This is a genomic window from Parapedobacter indicus, assembly GCF_900113765.1.
GTDB classification, from domain to species: Bacteria; Bacteroidota; Bacteroidia; order Sphingobacteriales; family Sphingobacteriaceae; genus Parapedobacter; species Parapedobacter indicus.
Window position 1 is genome coordinate 182,363 of record NZ_FOQO01000010.1, and the last position, 14,774, is coordinate 197,136.

17 protein-coding genes are annotated in these 14,774 nt (G+C 47.1%); 9 read left to right on the forward strand and 8 right to left on the reverse strand.

Features of this window, described 5'->3' with window-relative positions; genetic code table 11:
- Positions 1 to 14: 14 nt before the first annotated feature.
- On the reverse strand, positions 15 to 680 hold the full coding sequence (locus BMZ56_RS19650) for a ferredoxin reductase domain-containing protein (protein ID WP_090629692.1): 666 nt from the start codon (positions 678 to 680) through the stop codon (positions 15 to 17).
- 235 nt (positions 681 to 915) lie between these two features.
- Between BMZ56_RS19650 and moaA the strand changes: the two genes are divergently transcribed.
- Genes moaA through BMZ56_RS19680 form a run of 6 tightly spaced genes read left to right on the forward strand, consistent with a single transcriptional unit; the run spans position 916 to position 5,714 of the window.
- Positions 916 to 1,902 (forward strand): GTP 3',8-cyclase MoaA, encoded by a 987-nt coding sequence (moaA, locus tag BMZ56_RS19655; RefSeq protein WP_090629694.1) that lies wholly within the window; start codon positions 916 to 918, stop codon positions 1,900 to 1,902.
- Between the two features lie 10 nt (positions 1,903 to 1,912).
- The gene (locus tag BMZ56_RS19660) at positions 1,913 to 3,121 is read left to right on the forward strand and encodes a molybdopterin molybdotransferase MoeA (RefSeq protein ID WP_090629697.1); all 1,209 of its coding nucleotides are present in this window, start codon (positions 1,913 to 1,915) and stop codon (positions 3,119 to 3,121) included.
- Between the two features lie 15 nt (positions 3,122 to 3,136).
- Positions 3,137 to 3,613, forward strand: a complete 477-nt coding sequence (gene moaC, locus BMZ56_RS19665; RefSeq protein ID WP_090629699.1) for a cyclic pyranopterin monophosphate synthase MoaC — start codon at positions 3,137 to 3,139, stop codon at positions 3,611 to 3,613.
- Positions 3,594 to 4,238 (forward strand): NTP transferase domain-containing protein, encoded by a 645-nt coding sequence (locus BMZ56_RS19670; RefSeq protein ID WP_218146623.1) that lies wholly within the window; start codon positions 3,594 to 3,596, stop codon positions 4,236 to 4,238. Before moaC ends, BMZ56_RS19670 begins: the two co-directional genes overlap by 20 nt.
- Positions 4,231 to 5,304 (forward strand): HesA/MoeB/ThiF family protein, encoded by a 1,074-nt coding sequence (locus tag BMZ56_RS19675; RefSeq protein ID WP_090629704.1) that lies wholly within the window; start codon positions 4,231 to 4,233, stop codon positions 5,302 to 5,304. Before BMZ56_RS19670 ends, BMZ56_RS19675 begins: the two co-directional genes overlap by 8 nt.
- Positions 5,305 to 5,333: 29 nt before the next feature.
- Positions 5,334 to 5,714, forward strand: coding sequence for a hypothetical protein (locus BMZ56_RS19680; protein ID WP_218146624.1), 381 nt, complete (start codon positions 5,334 to 5,336; stop codon positions 5,712 to 5,714).
- Here the strand turns inward: BMZ56_RS19680 and BMZ56_RS19685 are convergent.
- The 7 genes from BMZ56_RS19685 to BMZ56_RS19715 all read right to left on the reverse strand — a co-directional run bounded on the left by BMZ56_RS19685 (position 5,700) and on the right by BMZ56_RS19715 (position 11,309).
- Positions 5,700 to 8,075, reverse strand: coding sequence for an FdhF/YdeP family oxidoreductase (locus BMZ56_RS19685; RefSeq protein WP_090629706.1), 2,376 nt, complete (start codon positions 8,073 to 8,075; stop codon positions 5,700 to 5,702). The two genes, BMZ56_RS19680 and BMZ56_RS19685, sit on opposite strands and share 15 nt — an antisense overlap.
- Positions 8,076 to 8,086: 11 nt before the next feature.
- On the reverse strand, positions 8,087 to 8,440 hold the full coding sequence (locus BMZ56_RS19690) for a DUF7009 family protein (RefSeq protein WP_090629709.1): 354 nt from the start codon (positions 8,438 to 8,440) through the stop codon (positions 8,087 to 8,089).
- A gap of 137 nt (positions 8,441 to 8,577) precedes the next feature.
- A complete protein-coding gene (gene fdhD, locus BMZ56_RS19695) occupies positions 8,578 to 9,444 on the reverse strand; it encodes a formate dehydrogenase accessory sulfurtransferase FdhD (protein ID WP_090629712.1) in 867 nt (288 codons plus the stop codon).
- A gap of 41 nt (positions 9,445 to 9,485) precedes the next feature.
- A complete protein-coding gene (locus tag BMZ56_RS19700) occupies positions 9,486 to 9,902 on the reverse strand; it encodes a molybdenum cofactor biosynthesis protein MoaE (RefSeq protein ID WP_090629714.1) in 417 nt (138 codons plus the stop codon).
- A 47-nt stretch (positions 9,903 to 9,949) separates the two neighbouring features.
- Positions 9,950 to 10,192, reverse strand: coding sequence for a MoaD/ThiS family protein (locus BMZ56_RS19705; protein WP_090629715.1), 243 nt, complete (start codon positions 10,190 to 10,192; stop codon positions 9,950 to 9,952).
- 5 nt (positions 10,193 to 10,197) lie between these two features.
- Positions 10,198 to 10,971, reverse strand: a complete 774-nt coding sequence (locus tag BMZ56_RS19710; RefSeq protein WP_090629718.1) for a sulfite exporter TauE/SafE family protein — start codon at positions 10,969 to 10,971, stop codon at positions 10,198 to 10,200.
- A gap of 98 nt (positions 10,972 to 11,069) precedes the next feature.
- Positions 11,070 to 11,309 carry a helix-turn-helix domain-containing protein gene (locus BMZ56_RS19715; RefSeq protein WP_090629721.1) on the reverse strand — a complete coding sequence of 80 codons (240 nt, stop codon included), beginning with the start codon at positions 11,307 to 11,309 and terminating at the stop codon, positions 11,070 to 11,072.
- Positions 11,310 to 11,412: 103 nt separating this feature from the next.
- Here BMZ56_RS19715 and BMZ56_RS19720 point away from each other — a divergent pair, with 103 nt between their 5' ends.
- Genes BMZ56_RS19720 through rseP form a run of 3 tightly spaced genes read left to right on the forward strand, consistent with a single transcriptional unit; the run spans position 11,413 to position 14,768 of the window.
- Positions 11,413 to 12,198 carry a beta-carotene 15,15'-monooxygenase gene (locus BMZ56_RS19720; protein ID WP_090629723.1) on the forward strand — a complete coding sequence of 262 codons (786 nt, stop codon included), beginning with the start codon at positions 11,413 to 11,415 and terminating at the stop codon, positions 12,196 to 12,198.
- A gap of 54 nt (positions 12,199 to 12,252) precedes the next feature.
- Positions 12,253 to 13,434, forward strand: a complete 1,182-nt coding sequence (locus tag BMZ56_RS19725; protein WP_394341163.1) for a 1-deoxy-D-xylulose-5-phosphate reductoisomerase — start codon at positions 12,253 to 12,255, stop codon at positions 13,432 to 13,434.
- A gap of 5 nt (positions 13,435 to 13,439) precedes the next feature.
- On the forward strand, positions 13,440 to 14,768 hold the full coding sequence (rseP, locus tag BMZ56_RS19730; RefSeq protein WP_090629728.1) for an RIP metalloprotease RseP: 1,329 nt from the start codon (positions 13,440 to 13,442) through the stop codon (positions 14,766 to 14,768).
- Positions 14,769 to 14,774: the final 6 nt, after the last annotated feature.

The following is a 14,774-nucleotide window of genomic DNA, read 5'->3' on the forward strand; positions in this document are numbered from 1 at the left end:
CTATTTTACCGCACTCATAGTTCCACAGTAATTGCGGAACCACCCAGATTTTTCAACGCCTGTTGTACGGAGTCTATCATTGGCTCCGGGCCACAGACATAAAAATCCTGGTTGAAATCCTGTATCTTATCCTTTAAATAGGCCTCGTCGATGCGGCCATGATCATAGCCGGGAGTATGATCATCCGTGATCGTGTTGATGAAATTTCTACCCAACATGTCAGTGAACTCATCCTTCAATATAATATCCGCCTCGGTTTTGTTCGAACAGAGCAATTTATTCGCGCCGATCATTCCGTCCTGATACAGCTGCCGGAAAATGGCAATGAACGGCGTAACGCCTGCTCCGCCGGCAATAAAGGTTCCTTCCCCTTTGTATTGGATGGCGCCCCATACGTCGTGCAGAATCAGTTCATCCCCGGGTTTCAATACTCCTAGCTGATGCGTAACTTCCTCATGCTCATCGTATATCTTGATCGTGAATTCCAGGAAATCCCATGTGTTGAGCGAGGTGAAGGTAAACGGGTTCCGCTTGTCCAGCCAGCCCTCCTTATTGATGGTAACCTCGGTGGCTTGTCCGGGAATAAAGGTGTAACCGTCGGGTTTTTCCACCCGGAATCGCTTTACATTGTGCGTATCGGGCTCAACTGACAAGATTTTGACAATATGCTTTTCTTCCATGTTTTTATCTGTTTCTAATTGTAGGAATGGAATTCTTTCATTTAAGGTGGAGTTCCTTTAAATATAGTGGCAATGTACAAACTTTTTGCGGTTAATTCAAGTGTAAACAATCCTACTGGGGCATAACTTGCCCTTCGGTAAAGCTTTCTTTTTTATATTTGTAGTCATGCAATTTTACACCCCTTAATTCGGGATCATGTAAATTACACGGCGGTAGAGAGACCCAACGAACACTATGATTACGGATAACCATGGACGCGAGATCAACTATTTAAGACTGGCCGTTACCGACCGGTGCAACCTGCGGTGTAGTTATTGCATGCCTGCCGAAGGGCTTGACTGGCTACCCCGGAGGGAATTAATGACGTATGAAGAAATGCTCCGGATATGCTCCCTGTTCATAACCATGGGGGTCGAAAAAATCCGAATTACCGGTGGGGAGCCGCTTGTACGAAGGGATTTAGTTCCTTTCCTATATAAGCTTTCGGAAATCGGTGGACTAAGGGAACTGACACTGACCACAAATGGCTTATTGACTGGAGACTTCGTTTCCGATTTCAAGGAAATAGGCATCAAGTCGGTTAACCTCAGTTTGGACACATTGGATAAGGACCGCTTCTTCCAGATTACGCGTCGGGAAGGGTTGAATAAAGTGCTGGAGACGATGGACAAGCTTCTGGAAAATGACATCAGCATAAAAATCAATACCGTGGTGATGGCAAATAAAAATATCGCAGACATCATCCCGTTGGTGCGGCTTACGCAACACCTCCCGGTAAGCGTACGCTTTATCGAAGAAATGCCGTTTAATGGAGGTACCCATCAAGTTACATTGGATTGGGATCACCGGCATATATTGGATCATATCCGGAAGCAATTTCCTGCGATGGAAAAGCTTCCCGATGCACCCTATTCCACTTCATACAACTACCACATCCCGGGGTATAAAGGGAAGATCGGCGTCATCGCCGCTTATTCGCGTTTGTTTTGTGGCTCGTGCAATCGCATCCGTATTACCTCAACGGGCGTATTGCGTACCTGCCTCTATGAAACCGGATCTTTGAACCTGAAAGATGCCATCCGCGAAGGATGCACGGATGCTGAGTTGCGAAAGCGGATAACGGAGACCGTGCTGAAGAAGCCAGCGGATGGCTGGGAGGCGCAGGATACATTGATGACGCAACATCGGGAACAGGAATCGATGGCTACAATCGGAGGATGAAATTAAAACGATGGAACTTATCACGGTAGAACGGGCAGAACAGATCATCCAATCCCAAACAAGGGACTACGGCACCATACGGGTCCCTTATGAGCACTCCCTGGGCCGGGTTTTGGCAGAAAAGCTGGTTGCCGACCGGGATTTGCCGCCTTTCAACCGTGCTACCGTAGATGGTATCGCCATAGCTTACCGAGCCTATAAGGAGGACGGCTTACGTTCCTTTACCGTCAATGCTATACAGGCTGCCGGAGAAACGCCCCTTGCTATCTCGTCAACAAATGAATGTATCGAAATCATGACCGGCGCAGCATTGGATAGTTCGTTGGATACGGTAGTGAGGTATGAAGATATCGTAGTGGCTAACGGAACGGCTACGGTAAACGACATTGAAATCAAGCAAGGGCAAAACATACATTTACAGGGAAAAGACAAAAAAGAAGGCGATGTTGTAGCCGATGCCTGCCGGCTTATCACGCCGGCGTTGGTAGGCTTAGCGGCTTCCGTCGGTAAAACAGATTTGTTGGTAAAAAGACTGCCCAAGGTTGCCATCGTTACCACAGGCGATGAACTGGTCGGTGTCGAAGAAAATCCCACTCCCTACCAATTAAGACGTTCCAATGATGTAACGATACAATCCGTTTTAACGCGTTACGGTATCCAGGCCGACAGGCTGCACGTAAACGACGATTACGACACGATGAAAGGTACGTTCCAACGATGCTTACAATCCTATGATGTACTGCTGCTGACCGGAGGTGTTTCCATGGGTAAATTTGATTATATCCCGCAGGTACTGGAACATCTCGGTGTGAAAAAGCTATTCCACAAAGTCAGGCAGCGTCCCGGAAAGCCATTCTGGTTCGGTACGTACCAAGATCAGCAAGTAATTTTTGCATTTCCGGGCAATCCGGTTTCTGTATTTATGTGCCTGCACCGCTATTTCCTTCCCTGGTTGGAACGTTCTTTGGACGTGAAAATATCATCACCTCAATACGCCGTTTTACAGCATGATATGGATTTTTCCTATCCCTTACACTATTTTGCGCAGGTGAAGCTGGAGGTGGATCACCAAGGGACAGTAACCGCACAGCCTGTAGAAAGTAACGGTTCGGGCGATTTTTCCAACCTGATTTATACCGATGCTTTTATGGAACTGCCATTGGAAAAAAACAAATTTAAAAAAGGCGAAGTGTACAAAATATGGCCGTATAACGTTTAATTTCAACGCTTACCGATGACTGAATTTTCTCATTTAAATCAAAATTCCCAACCGAGTATGGTGGATGTGGGTGGCAAGAAAGTTACCCATCGAAAAGCGGTTGCCCAATGCATTGTAGCCCTGCCGGAAGAAGTTTTGGAAGCGCTTCAGAAAGATGATTTCAAAACCAAGAAAGGTTCGGTATTCCAAACAGCCATCATCGCGGGAATCATGGCGGCTAAGAAAACGGGTGATTTGATTCCATTGTGCCATCCATTGGGATTGCATAACTGTGAAATCGATGTGAAGCTGAATGGCCCGAAGGAAATCATCATTCATTGCACCGCAAGCATTGAAGCCAAAACGGGCGTGGAAATGGAAGCACTTACCGGTGCTTCGGTAGCTGCGCTGACGATCTATGATATGTGCAAGGCATTGAGCCACGACATCGTGATCAAAGAAGTCAGATTAATGGAAAAAACCGGAGGGAAAAGTGACTTTCAAAGACAATAGCATGCCCTCCGTGAATGGATTGGTGCTGGCCGGGGGCAGAAGCAAACGGATGGGCAGCAACAAGGATCTCATAAAGTGGCATGGAAAAGAACAACGCTTTTTTGCGGCTGATTTGTTGAAAGACCTTTGTCAGGACGTTTTTATTTCGTGCCGGCAAGACCAGTTGGTGCACTTTGATCCCGCCTACCATGCGTTAACCGATACGTTCCTGAATATGGGCCCATTCGGGGGCATACTTTCGGCGCTTCGTTCGGATAGGGAAAAAGCCTGGTTGGTTGTTGCCTGTGACCTGCCGCTGCTGGATGAGGAATCCCTGCGTGTTTTAATCGAAAACAGGTTGCCGGACAAAGTAGCTACCACGTACGAAAGCCCTTTTGATGGCTTGCCGGAGCCGTTGATCACTATTTGGGAACCGGCAAGCTATCCGGTATTGTTGCGCTTTCTGGGAGAAGGGATCACCTGTCCGAGGAAAGTATTGATAAATGCCGATACGCATATGCTGACACCCCGTAACCCAGACGCGCTGCTGAATGTCAATACGCCCGAAGATGCAGCTGTTGCCAGCAAAATCCTGCGGCGAGGAAATGCTGTCCCGGATGCTCAAAAACCCGACATGAATGACTGAAAATTTTGAACGATACCATTGCCAGATGGCATTGCCCGGATTTGGAAAGGCTGCACAGCAGCGTTTGCAAAACGCTAAGGTATTGGTTGTAGGTGCTGGCGGATTGGGGTGCCCGGCTGCGCAATACCTTGCCGCTGCAGGTATCGGCACCATCGGCATCGCCGACGATGATGTCGTTTCTTTACGTAATTTACACCGTCAAATCCTATATACCCCAACCGATGTGGGACGCCCGAAAGTGGAAGTCGCCGCGGGGAAACTACAGCAACAAAACCCTGCAATCAAGATCCTCCCTTACCGGCTGCGGATCACTCCGGATCATGCCATGGAGCTGATTGAAGGATTCGATCTCGTCATTGAGGGCACGGACAATTTTGAGACGAAACTGCTGCTAAACGATGCCTGCGTATTGTCGGGCAAACCGTTGGTTTACGGTGCCATTTATCAATACGAAGGGCAGGTAAGCGTTTGGAATGTATTGCGGGAGGACGGCACCTATTCCCCCAACTACCGGGATGTATTCCCCGACGCGGAAAAAGCACAGGTGCCGAATTGCGCCGAGGGCGGCGTTATCCCCACGCTGGCCGGCATCGTTGGCTGTATGCAGGCAAACGAAGCGATAAAGTACCTGATCGGTTCTGAGAACGTATTGGCAGGTAAACTATGGATCATGAACGTTCTGGACGGTCAAACCCGCACCATTAAATTAAAGAAAACGGATGTTCAGATAAATGGGCTTCCTGACATCGTCCGTACCATTACATTGGATGAGCTAACCAATGGGGCCGGAAATTATGAATTGATCGATGTAAGAACTGAACATGAGCATGAGGCCTTTCATATCGGCGGCCTGAACATTCCGTTAGCAGATCTGGAAGACCGGCTAACTTCCATAAACCATGTTGTTCCGATCGTCTGTTACTGCACTACTGGAAAAAGGAGTGCTTCAGCAGCTCTTTTGATTAAACGTCGGTTTCCCGAAGCGGTGGTGTATTCATTGAAAAATGGAATTGAGAAAACGCAGGGTAACTATATTCGGGCGTTTAAAGGGAAAAACACGGTTTAACGAAATAAAATAAAACAGGGGATTTATTAATGATTGATGATCTTGATCTGGATGAGCTGAGGAAAATGCGCCGCATTGGATATTATTTTCGCTATCCACTGCATCGTAACAACTTTCATGATCTCAAAATAAAGGATCGTATTTGCGGACATTATACCGCAAAACCGTTATATGGCCGACTCACCCCGAAGGGGCATGTTGATAAATCAGCCGGGTTCAATGGTGATGTCGCTGTGCTTTATGTGCCGTTGGAAGCCAAGACTTCGGATGACGCGGAGCTGTTTATCTCACACACAGATCCAAAGAACATTCAGTTGGCAACGGGAAAACGGAATTGGAAAAAGATTAATGAAATAGCGGTGAAATCCATTATAAAACGATTGGATGAGCATGAGTCACCGGCTCGTTGATGCTTTCCGCATAGGGAGGTCGGGGTCATGCTTTTTAATCTTTATCTTCACATATTTGGATGCCGGCATATTGCTCCCCTTCACCACGTTATTCACGGAGACCAGCACATTGGTTTCGGGGAAATAGGTCATCGTATTCCGTTCCGGTATGGGATAAGGGACGATGATGAATAACGGCGCAACACGCTCGATACCATCGTCATAATTGAATAAATCTACTTTGTCGCCCGGCTTAAATCCAGCTTGCGCAATATCTTTCTCATTCATCATCACTACCCTTCGTTCATTAAAGATCCCGCGATACCGGTCATCGAGCCCATAAATGGTCGTATTGAACTGGTCGTGGGTTCGGGTGGTAGCCATCAGGTATTCATCCGGTGCAAGCGTATTCTCAGGGACGGTCGTCAATGTAAACGGCGCACGACCGTTGAATTGTTTGGCGAATCGCTGCTCATCGCGTGCCGCATTGGGTAGGTAGAATCCGCCCTTTTGCTTTACACGGATGTTATAATCCTCAAAACCGGCGATACATTTTTCAATGTCATCCCGCACAGCGTCATAGCTATCGTGGTACCGCTGCCAATCAACGACCGTTCTGTTCCCGATAGTCGCCCTTGCCATGCGGCATACAATTTGTGTTTCATTGATGAGGTCATCCGAGATGGGCTTCAACATCCCTTTCGACCACTCTACCACACCCATCGAATTTTCGGTGCTGACAAATTGCTTTTCCCCCTTCACCATATCAATCTCGCTCCGCGATTTGGTCGGTAATATCAACGACTCCTTTCCATGGATCAGATGGCCTCGATTAAGTTTGATGGACACAAATGCCGTCAGGGCCAGTTTCCTCATCGCCTCGGCGGTATACGTGGTGTCTGGCGTGGCAGACAGGAAGTTGCCGCCCATGCCAAAGAAGACGTTGACCTTACCGGCATGCATCGCCTTTATAGCGTTTACGACATCATAACCACCCGTCCGTGGCGGATTAAATCCGAAAACCTGCTGCAGGCGGTCCAGCTGCTCCGCCGTGGGATGGTGATTGATCAGCATGGTACGGTTTCCCTGCACATTGCTATGGCCCCGGACGGGACAGGCGCCCGCACCCGGCTTGCCAATACTGCCCTTTAGCAATAGGATGTTAACGATCTCCCTGATCATATCCACGCCATTATGTTGTTGCGTGAGGCCCATCCCCCAGCAAAAGATAATACGCTTTTTAAATGCGATCAGTTGGGCTGCTTCATAAAGCAAAGCTGTCGATACACCGGATGCGGCAGCGAGATCATCCAGCCGGTAGTGATCAAACTGCTTGATAAAGGCGTCATAACCAACCGTTTTCTGGGAAATAAATTCGTGGTCAAATACTTCACCCGGGGATTTCTTTTCAAAATCAAGTAACAACAGCTCCAGGGCCTTCAATAAAGCCAAATCACCGTTTATTCTTACCGGAAGGTATAGGTCGCCGAGGTTAACTCCACCGCCAATGACGCCGGATAGTTGTTGCGGATTACGGAAGCCCATTAATCCGGCTTCGGGCAATGGATTGATTGCAATAATTTTTGCACCCTTCTTTTTGCCTCTTTCCAAGGCGCTCAACATGCGGGGAGCATTGGTTCCGGGGTTTTGCCCGATGATCACAATGACATCCGTGTCGTAGAAATCATGCAATTTTACCGTCCCTTTTCCAATTCCGATGGTGGGTGAAAGGGCAAATCCGGAGGTCTCGTGACACATGTTGGAGCAATCGGGAAAATTGTTGGTGCCGAATTCCCTTACAAAAAGCTGGTAGACGAACGAGGCTTCATTGCTTGTCCTTCCCGACGTATAAAATATCGCTTCATCCGGTGACGCCAGCCCATTGAGGTGTTCGGCTATTTTTTTGAAGGCGTCATCCCAGCTTATCGGCTGGTAATGTGTACCGCCTTTGGGCAGATACACCGGTTCGCTCAGCCTGCCCAGGTGCCCGATCTCGTAATCTGTTAATTTAGCCAGATCATAAACCGAATTGTTTTTAAAAAAATCCGCCGTAATTTTTTTGGTTGTGGCTTCTTCCGCAAGTGCTTTCGCGCCATTTTCACAATATTCAGCGATGGGCGACCGGTCGTCATCCGGATCGGGCCACGCACAGCTTGGGCAATCAAAGCCATCAAACTGGTTCATCTTGAATAATGCTTTCCCACCGCGAAGAAGGGTCTTCTCACCGATCAGGTCCTTCACTGAAGCCACCACCCCCGGGACGCCCGCAGCCCATTTTTTTACCCCGCCAACGGTAAGGTCCAATAATTCATGGGGTGGCTCTGCGGAAGGCTTTTTGTTAGCTTCCGGTCTGGTTTCCTTTATATCGTTTTCTTCTTTCATGGTGTTGGATGTTAATCACATGATAGCGAAGGGTTGGGGTAATGATCACTTTGGTCTTCTTCTGTATTGTCAATACAGGCAAAATCTTTCTCCACCAATAAACTTACCGTGCCGGACGTATCTTCGAAACCCACTTTATCGGTGTTATACAATTCATCAATCATGGTCCTGGGCATGTTCAGCACAATCTTGTTTTCAATAAAATCAGCGGTCAGCCGATCACTGTTGCCCGTTTCGATGGCGTAGGTAAATGTCTTGCCATCAAACGCAGTATGTTCCTCCAAGCGACCCGCTGCTTTCAGGCCGGCTACTTCCGACCGGGTCAGTCTGTATCGTAATGAGTTGCCTTTAATCCGTATTTTCATTCGAATAAATTGTCTTTTTAATGGTAATGAAACTTGCATAAATTATTTTTCACCTCTTGTTTGTTTTCAGCGGCGTTCAAGAGATCGCGTCGCTTAGTCCATGTTCTTTTGTTTATGGCAATTTATGCAGGTTTCATCTAATCTGTCCGTATTAAAACGTTATCACTTAAATTGTAAATGTTGAAGCTCTCTTCTTTGAGAAAGCCAATAAGCGTTATACCCAGTTCCTCGGCCAATTCCACTGCCAGGCTCGACGGGGCACCAATGGCAGCAATAAGGGAAATACCGGCCATAGCTGCTTTTTGGATCAATTCAAAGCTTGCCCGTCCACTTAACAGCAAAATATGCTGGTTCAACGGCAGCGCATTATTCATCAGGGCGTTCCCAATCAATTTATCGAGTGCATTATGCCGGCCAACATCTTCCCGTAAATCCACCAGCTCGCCCAGCATGGTAAAAAGTCCGGATGCATGAATCCCTCCGGTAGCAGCAAAACCACTTTGGGCCGCTCTTAATTTCTCCCGCAACGGATAAAGAACATCTTTGGATAAATCCAACTTCGGCTTTTTGTTGGTGAGAAATGGGCTCACTGTTTTTATGGATTGTATCGAGCTTTTCCCGCAAACGCCGCAGCTCGAAGTGGTATAAAAATTCCGGTCAGCCTGATGAAGCCGGGGAACAAAATCTTCTGTAAAATTGACCAGCACAATATTCTCTTTTTGCACCGAACAATTCATGCCCGCATGTTGCGTGCTTTGTATCGTTTCGTAAGAGGTAATGATTCCTTCCGTGAATAAAAAACCAAGCGCGAGCTCCGGATCATTGCCCGGTGTGCGCATGGTTACGGAAATGCTTTTCTGCATCCGTTCATGCCCGGGGCCATAGCTGATTCTTATTTCAAGAGGTTCTTCAACGGAAAGCACATCGGGGAATAACGTATCTGCGTGTCCGTTCACCTTCGTCACCTGTATGGGTTTAATGGAACCTGCCGTAAACTCCCTCATTTTCGTATCGATTTGTAACGATGTGTAAATTTACTAAAAACTCACGCATGTGGGGATACCCATACCTCACCATTTTCAAAAACTTCCTTTTTCCAGATGGGCACGGTTATTTTCAAGGTATCTATCGCGTAGCGGCAGGCATCAAAGGCCGCAGCGCGGTGTGCAGCGCCTACGGCAATGATCACCGCAACATCTCCTACGTTCAAAACCCCCACACGGTGATGGATTACTATATTATTAATTTTCCACGATTCGACAGCATGCGCTGCAATTTTTGCCAGTTCCTTCAATGCCATTGATTCGTAGCATTCATATTCCAGTCGTACAACCTTTCGCCCATCTGTCTTGTCGCGGACCACGCCTATAAAACTTGCCGTACCTCCGCATGCAGCATCCGTTGCATTCCCGATGCAACTTGCTGTATCCAACGGCTCGTTTAAAATTTTAATGTCAATCATTTCATCTGATTATTTTTTTGCCGGCCGATGAGCGCTCGATGTGAATTTTAGCCGCCGCTTACCGGCGGAATGATTGCAATTTCATCTTCAGGACGGATAACCAATTCATCTTCGGCATATTCATCGTTAACGGCAACCATGTATGTCCGTAGCCTTTTCAGGTCCGGGTAAGTTGCTTCCAATTTTTCCTTTAACCCGGCAACAGTAAGCCTGCCCTGTAATTCCAATGCGATGGAAGGGCCACCGAAGAACTCCTTTACAATACCGAACGCCAGTATATTTATATCCATTTCTGTTAAAACAATTGTTCAAAAAATAAAGGGAAGTGCTTAACTAACACGTTTACCCCCGCACTACATACTAGCACCGCCGTCATGCGGCGAATGATTAACGGGTTAAATTTTATGGCCATTCGGGAACCCGCTTGCCCCCCGATAAGTACCGCAACGCATAACAAACCGATCCGGGAATAATTGATGTTTTCGGGCAAGCCGGTAAGCTGTCCTGCAATACCGGAGATGGAATTAACCAATATAAAAACACTAGCGGTTGCAGCTATTTTCTTAGGTAGATCCCATTTCATTAGGTTCAGTACCGGCGATAGGAAAATGCCCCCACCAATACCCACCATACCCGACAGAAAACCGATGGACCCGCCCAAAGTGCTGTTTTTCAAGAAAGCATGTCTTTTCGGTTCGTTCAGTTGGTCAATGGTGGCGGGGCCCGTTTTTATCCAAAGCAATATGGCAGCGATCACCAGGCTGCATCCGAGGATGACAAAAAAAGTGTGCTGGCTGATACGCACGATAGCACCCAAATATGCCATCGGTATACTCAGCAAAACAAATGGAACAATCTTTTTCCAGTTTACCTGTTTATTTTTTACATAGATATAGACACCGCCGGAAACGACGATGATGTTACCTATCAACGCAATCAAACGTAGTTCTTTAAACGGCAGTGCATAGAGGGCTAAAATCGCCAGGTAGCTGGAGCCACCGCCGAACCCCACCGAGGCATATAGAAAAGCGATAAGCAGAAAAAAAAGTAACAATTCCCAGTGTTGCATGATACGTATTGACGATTGTAACAACTATACCAACCACGACTGTTGTCATGGTTTGAAACTTGTATCCACAAAGAGACCGCAAAATAGCGTTTTTTTGTCTATTTGCTTTCTTTCTTGAAAAGAGAAGGGGAGATATTCATTTCAAATGCAATTTCGGCGACGGTTAGACCGGTTTCTTTGCGTAATTTACAAGTTTTTTCCAGCTTGAAATTAAGGAGGTATTGGCCGGGGGAAACGCCGATAACTTCTTTAAACGCCTTCCTGAACCATGTATAGCTGACATTGTGTTCGGCGGCCAGTTCGTCGAGGTTAAGATGGTTGCTCAGGTTGTCATGCATTATCTTTTTGGTACAGTCGCGTGGCCATCGGTGATGATGAGAGGAAGTTATTTTTAAAATAAAAAACTTTATCCCACCTTTGTCCTGATAATTGGCCGATCCGATGATTCAATTTTTGAAGGACAGTACATTTGCGGTAAATGAAGTGATCAACAGATCGTGGGATCTGCTTAGACACCATTATTTTTCAATTGCGGGATTATGTTTCCTACTTTTTCTCACGTCCAACACCTCAGGAATTCTGGCTTTTTACTTCAGCGAGGTTAATACCTTCCTGAGTGTATTTATGGCCTTTCTTTTTGCTATATTGTATTTCGGTACCCAACTTACACTCTTCAAGTATATTTTTACCTTAATAGATCACCGGGAAAAAATTCAATTTATCCAAACCATACCCAGTACCAAAGAGCTGTTATATTTTTTTACCGGCATGTTTAGCATAGCTTTGCTTGCCCTGGTATTTTATTTGGTAATCTCTATCATCGCTTTTCCGTTAGTCTACGCCCGCATTGAGGTATCACTTATGGTTAACATAGCACGTGTTGTTTCCGCAATCGTCATCTTTGCCTTTCTGCTCCGTGTTGCGTTTTATCCGTTTTTTATCATCGATCGGAATGCCGAGCCTTTCCGGGCCATACGGCTTAGTTTTGCGCTAACGAAGGGAAATGTGACCAAACTGTTGCTCATCTTGGCATTTTTTGCCATTTTGCACCTTTTATATTTATATTTCAACTATGCTGGATACCCGATGGTGTCCACGGTGTTGAGCTTAGTCAATTCGTTTCTAGTCGGGCCGTTATCCAGTGTGGTGGTTGCCGTAGCCTATCGTAATATGATGGCTGACTATCAAGGAGGTGATGATCCGGAGTTGATGAAGAATATTTTGTGAACGAGGGAGTAAGAGGATGCGATTGTAATATTGTGAATATTTAAGATTATTTTGATAAAGAAGCAGATAGCCTTATTGGGTTCCACAGGGAGCATAGGCACGCAAGCGTTAGAAGTGGTTCGTGCATATCCGGAACGATTCGAAATACAGGTAATTACCGCGGCGACAAATGCCGAGTTGTTGATTCGGCAAGCGTTGGAGTACCGCCCCCACACGGTGGTCATCGTAGATGAAGGGAAGTACAGTGAGGTAAAAGAGGCGCTTTCAAGTGTAACCACTACCGTGTTGGCGGGTAAGGCAGCTCTTGAAGAAGTGGTCACTTATCCCGCCGTTAACTTGGTCATTAATGCCCTGGTTGGATCGGCCGGTCTACGTCCGACGGTCGCAGCCATCAAGGCAGGCAAGGACGTTGCTTTAGCCAATAAAGAAACCCTCGTCGTGGCTGGCGAATTGGTGACGGATCTGGTTCGGAAAAACGACGTGAAGCTGTTGCCGGTGGATTCGGAGCATTCAGCCATCTTCCAATGTTTGGTGGGGGAAAGCGATAATCCCATCGAGAAGATTTACCTTACTGCATCAGGAGGGCCGTTTCGAGGGAAGCGCAAGGAATACCTGGCCACCGTAGGACCGGAACAGGCATTGCGTCATCCCAACTGGGTGATGGGAGCCAAAATCACGGTAGACTCCGCTACGTTGATGAATAAGGGACTGGAGGTTATCGAGGCAAAATGGCTGTTTGGGTTAGAAATGCGACAAATTGACGTAGTCGTTCATCCCCAATCTATTGTGCATTCCCTGGTGCAGTTTGCCGATGGTAGCATCAAAGCTCAACTCGGGTTACCCGATATGAAACTGCCTATCCAATACGCGCTTACCTATCCCCTGCGCGTCAAAAACAGCTTAAAGCGCTTCAATTTTATGGATTTTCCAGCGTTGACATTTGAGCAAGCCGATCGGGATACGTTTCGTAATCTGGCGTTGGCTTACGATGCATTGGATGCACGAGGCAATATGCCGTGTATTCTCAATGCTGCCAATGAGGTGGTCGTGGCAGCATTTTTGAAAAGCGAGGTTGGATTCCTGCAAATGAGTGACATCATTGAAGAAACGATGCGGACGGTTCAATACCATGCGGCGCCGTCGCTGGATGACTATGCAGAAATCGATCAGATCAGTCGTAAGGTTGCGAAAGAGCTGGCAGCAAAAAGCAAAAAAGTATATCAAATAGCAAAATAAATTAAATGGGTGTATTGATAATGATTGGGCAAGTGATATTGGGCTTGTCCATTTTAGTGGTACTGCACGAGTTCGGTCACTTTCTGGCGGCCCGTGCATTTGGGATTAAGGTTGAGAAATTCTATTTATTTTTTGATGCCTGGGGGATTAAGTTGTTCAAGTTTACGTATAAAGACTGTGAGTACGGCATCGGATGGCTTCCGCTGGGTGGATACGTAAAGATTGCCGGGATGATAGACGAGTCCATGGATACGGAGCAGCTTAAGGGCGAGCCCCAGCCGTGGGAGTTCCGTTCGAAACCGGCTTGGCAACGCCTTATCGTAATGATGGGGGGGATTATCGTCAATATTATTTTGGGGATGTTTATCTTCTGGATGCTGACCTACAAATACGGTGAGACGTATGTAGATAATACGAAGTTGGTTAACGGTATTGCGCCGGGTGTTATCGGCAAGAAGATCGGGCTGCAGGCGGGTGACCACATTACGGAGATCGATGGGCAACCGGTATTGCGGTTTGACGAGCTGCTAAGTTCCAAGGTACTGATGGGTAATACCACCCTCACGGTAGAACGGGATGGGCAGACACTTTCCCTCGAGGTGCCGGGTGATATTCTCAACGATGTGGCCGATCACGACCGCAATGAGTTTGTCGGACTCCGTTCACGTACGATGGCCGTGGATTCCGTGGTTGTGGGGAGTGCAGCGGAGAAGGCGGGAATGCGTTCGGGCGACAGCATCCTGATGATCAATCATACCACGGTTCCATTTTGGGATCAAGTGAGAGGACTAATCAGCGAAAGTGCAGGCGAAGAGATCACCTTAAGCGTGCTACGTGATGGGGATACCGCTACCGTCCGGGCAACGGTTCCCGAGGAGGGTACGCTGGGCTTCAGCATCCATCCAGACACGGATTTCCCTTCGGTAACCACGCATTATGGATTCTTCGAATCGCTGCCCATCGGCTCGGCTAAAGCTTGGGGTACCCTGATAGACAATGCCAAGGGGTTGGGTAAGATTGCCACGGGCGAGTTAAGGGCTGATAAGGCGATTTCGGGCCCAGTGCGTATCGCAACGATGTTTGGTTCCGAAGTAAATTGGGTCAAGTTTTGGACACTGGTGGGACTCCTATCTATGGCGTTAGCATTGATGAATTTCCTGCCGATTCCTGCGCTTGATGGCGGACATGTGTTGTTTTTATTGGTGGAAATGATACAGGGCAAACCATTGAGTGACAAATTTTTGGAAAAAGCCCAAATCGCGGGTTTCTTTATCCTATTGGCACTGATGGTATTTGTCTTCGGTAATGACATCTTGAAAATTATGAATAAATAAACTCAA

What these genes read in the sequence shown, in the direction of transcription:
- BMZ56_RS19650 (WP_090629692.1), bottom strand. Translation starts at nt 680, where the DNA reads ATGGAAGAAAAGCATATTGTCAAAATCTTGTCAGTTGAGCCCGATACG.
- moaA (WP_090629694.1), top strand. Translation starts at nt 916, where the DNA reads ATGATTACGGATAACCATGGACGCGAGATCAACTATTTAAGACTGGCC.
- BMZ56_RS19660 (WP_090629697.1), top strand. Translation starts at nt 1,913, where the DNA reads ATGGAACTTATCACGGTAGAACGGGCAGAACAGATCATCCAATCCCAA.
- moaC (WP_090629699.1), top strand. Translation starts at nt 3,137, where the DNA reads ATGACTGAATTTTCTCATTTAAATCAAAATTCCCAACCGAGTATGGTG.
- BMZ56_RS19675 (WP_090629704.1), top strand. Translation starts at nt 4,231, where the DNA reads ATGACTGAAAATTTTGAACGATACCATTGCCAGATGGCATTGCCCGGA.
- BMZ56_RS19680 (WP_218146624.1), top strand. Translation starts at nt 5,334, where the DNA reads ATGATTGATGATCTTGATCTGGATGAGCTGAGGAAAATGCGCCGCATT.
- BMZ56_RS19685 (WP_090629706.1), bottom strand. Translation starts at nt 8,075, where the DNA reads ATGAAAGAAGAAAACGATATAAAGGAAACCAGACCGGAAGCTAACAAA.
- BMZ56_RS19690 (WP_090629709.1), bottom strand. Translation starts at nt 8,440, where the DNA reads ATGAAAATACGGATTAAAGGCAACTCATTACGATACAGACTGACCCGG.
- fdhD (WP_090629712.1), bottom strand. Translation starts at nt 9,444, where the DNA reads ATGAGGGAGTTTACGGCAGGTTCCATTAAACCCATACAGGTGACGAAG.
- BMZ56_RS19700 (WP_090629714.1), bottom strand. Translation starts at nt 9,902, where the DNA reads ATGATTGACATTAAAATTTTAAACGAGCCGTTGGATACAGCAAGTTGC.
- BMZ56_RS19705 (WP_090629715.1), bottom strand. Translation starts at nt 10,192, where the DNA reads ATGGATATAAATATACTGGCGTTCGGTATTGTAAAGGAGTTCTTCGGT.
- BMZ56_RS19710 (WP_090629718.1), bottom strand. Translation starts at nt 10,971, where the DNA reads ATGCAACACTGGGAATTGTTACTTTTTTTTCTGCTTATCGCTTTTCTA.
- BMZ56_RS19715 (WP_090629721.1), bottom strand. Translation starts at nt 11,309, where the DNA reads ATGCATGACAACCTGAGCAACCATCTTAACCTCGACGAACTGGCCGCC.
- BMZ56_RS19720 (WP_090629723.1), top strand. Translation starts at nt 11,413, where the DNA reads ATGATTCAATTTTTGAAGGACAGTACATTTGCGGTAAATGAAGTGATC.
- rseP (WP_090629728.1), top strand. Translation starts at nt 13,440, where the DNA reads ATGGGTGTATTGATAATGATTGGGCAAGTGATATTGGGCTTGTCCATT.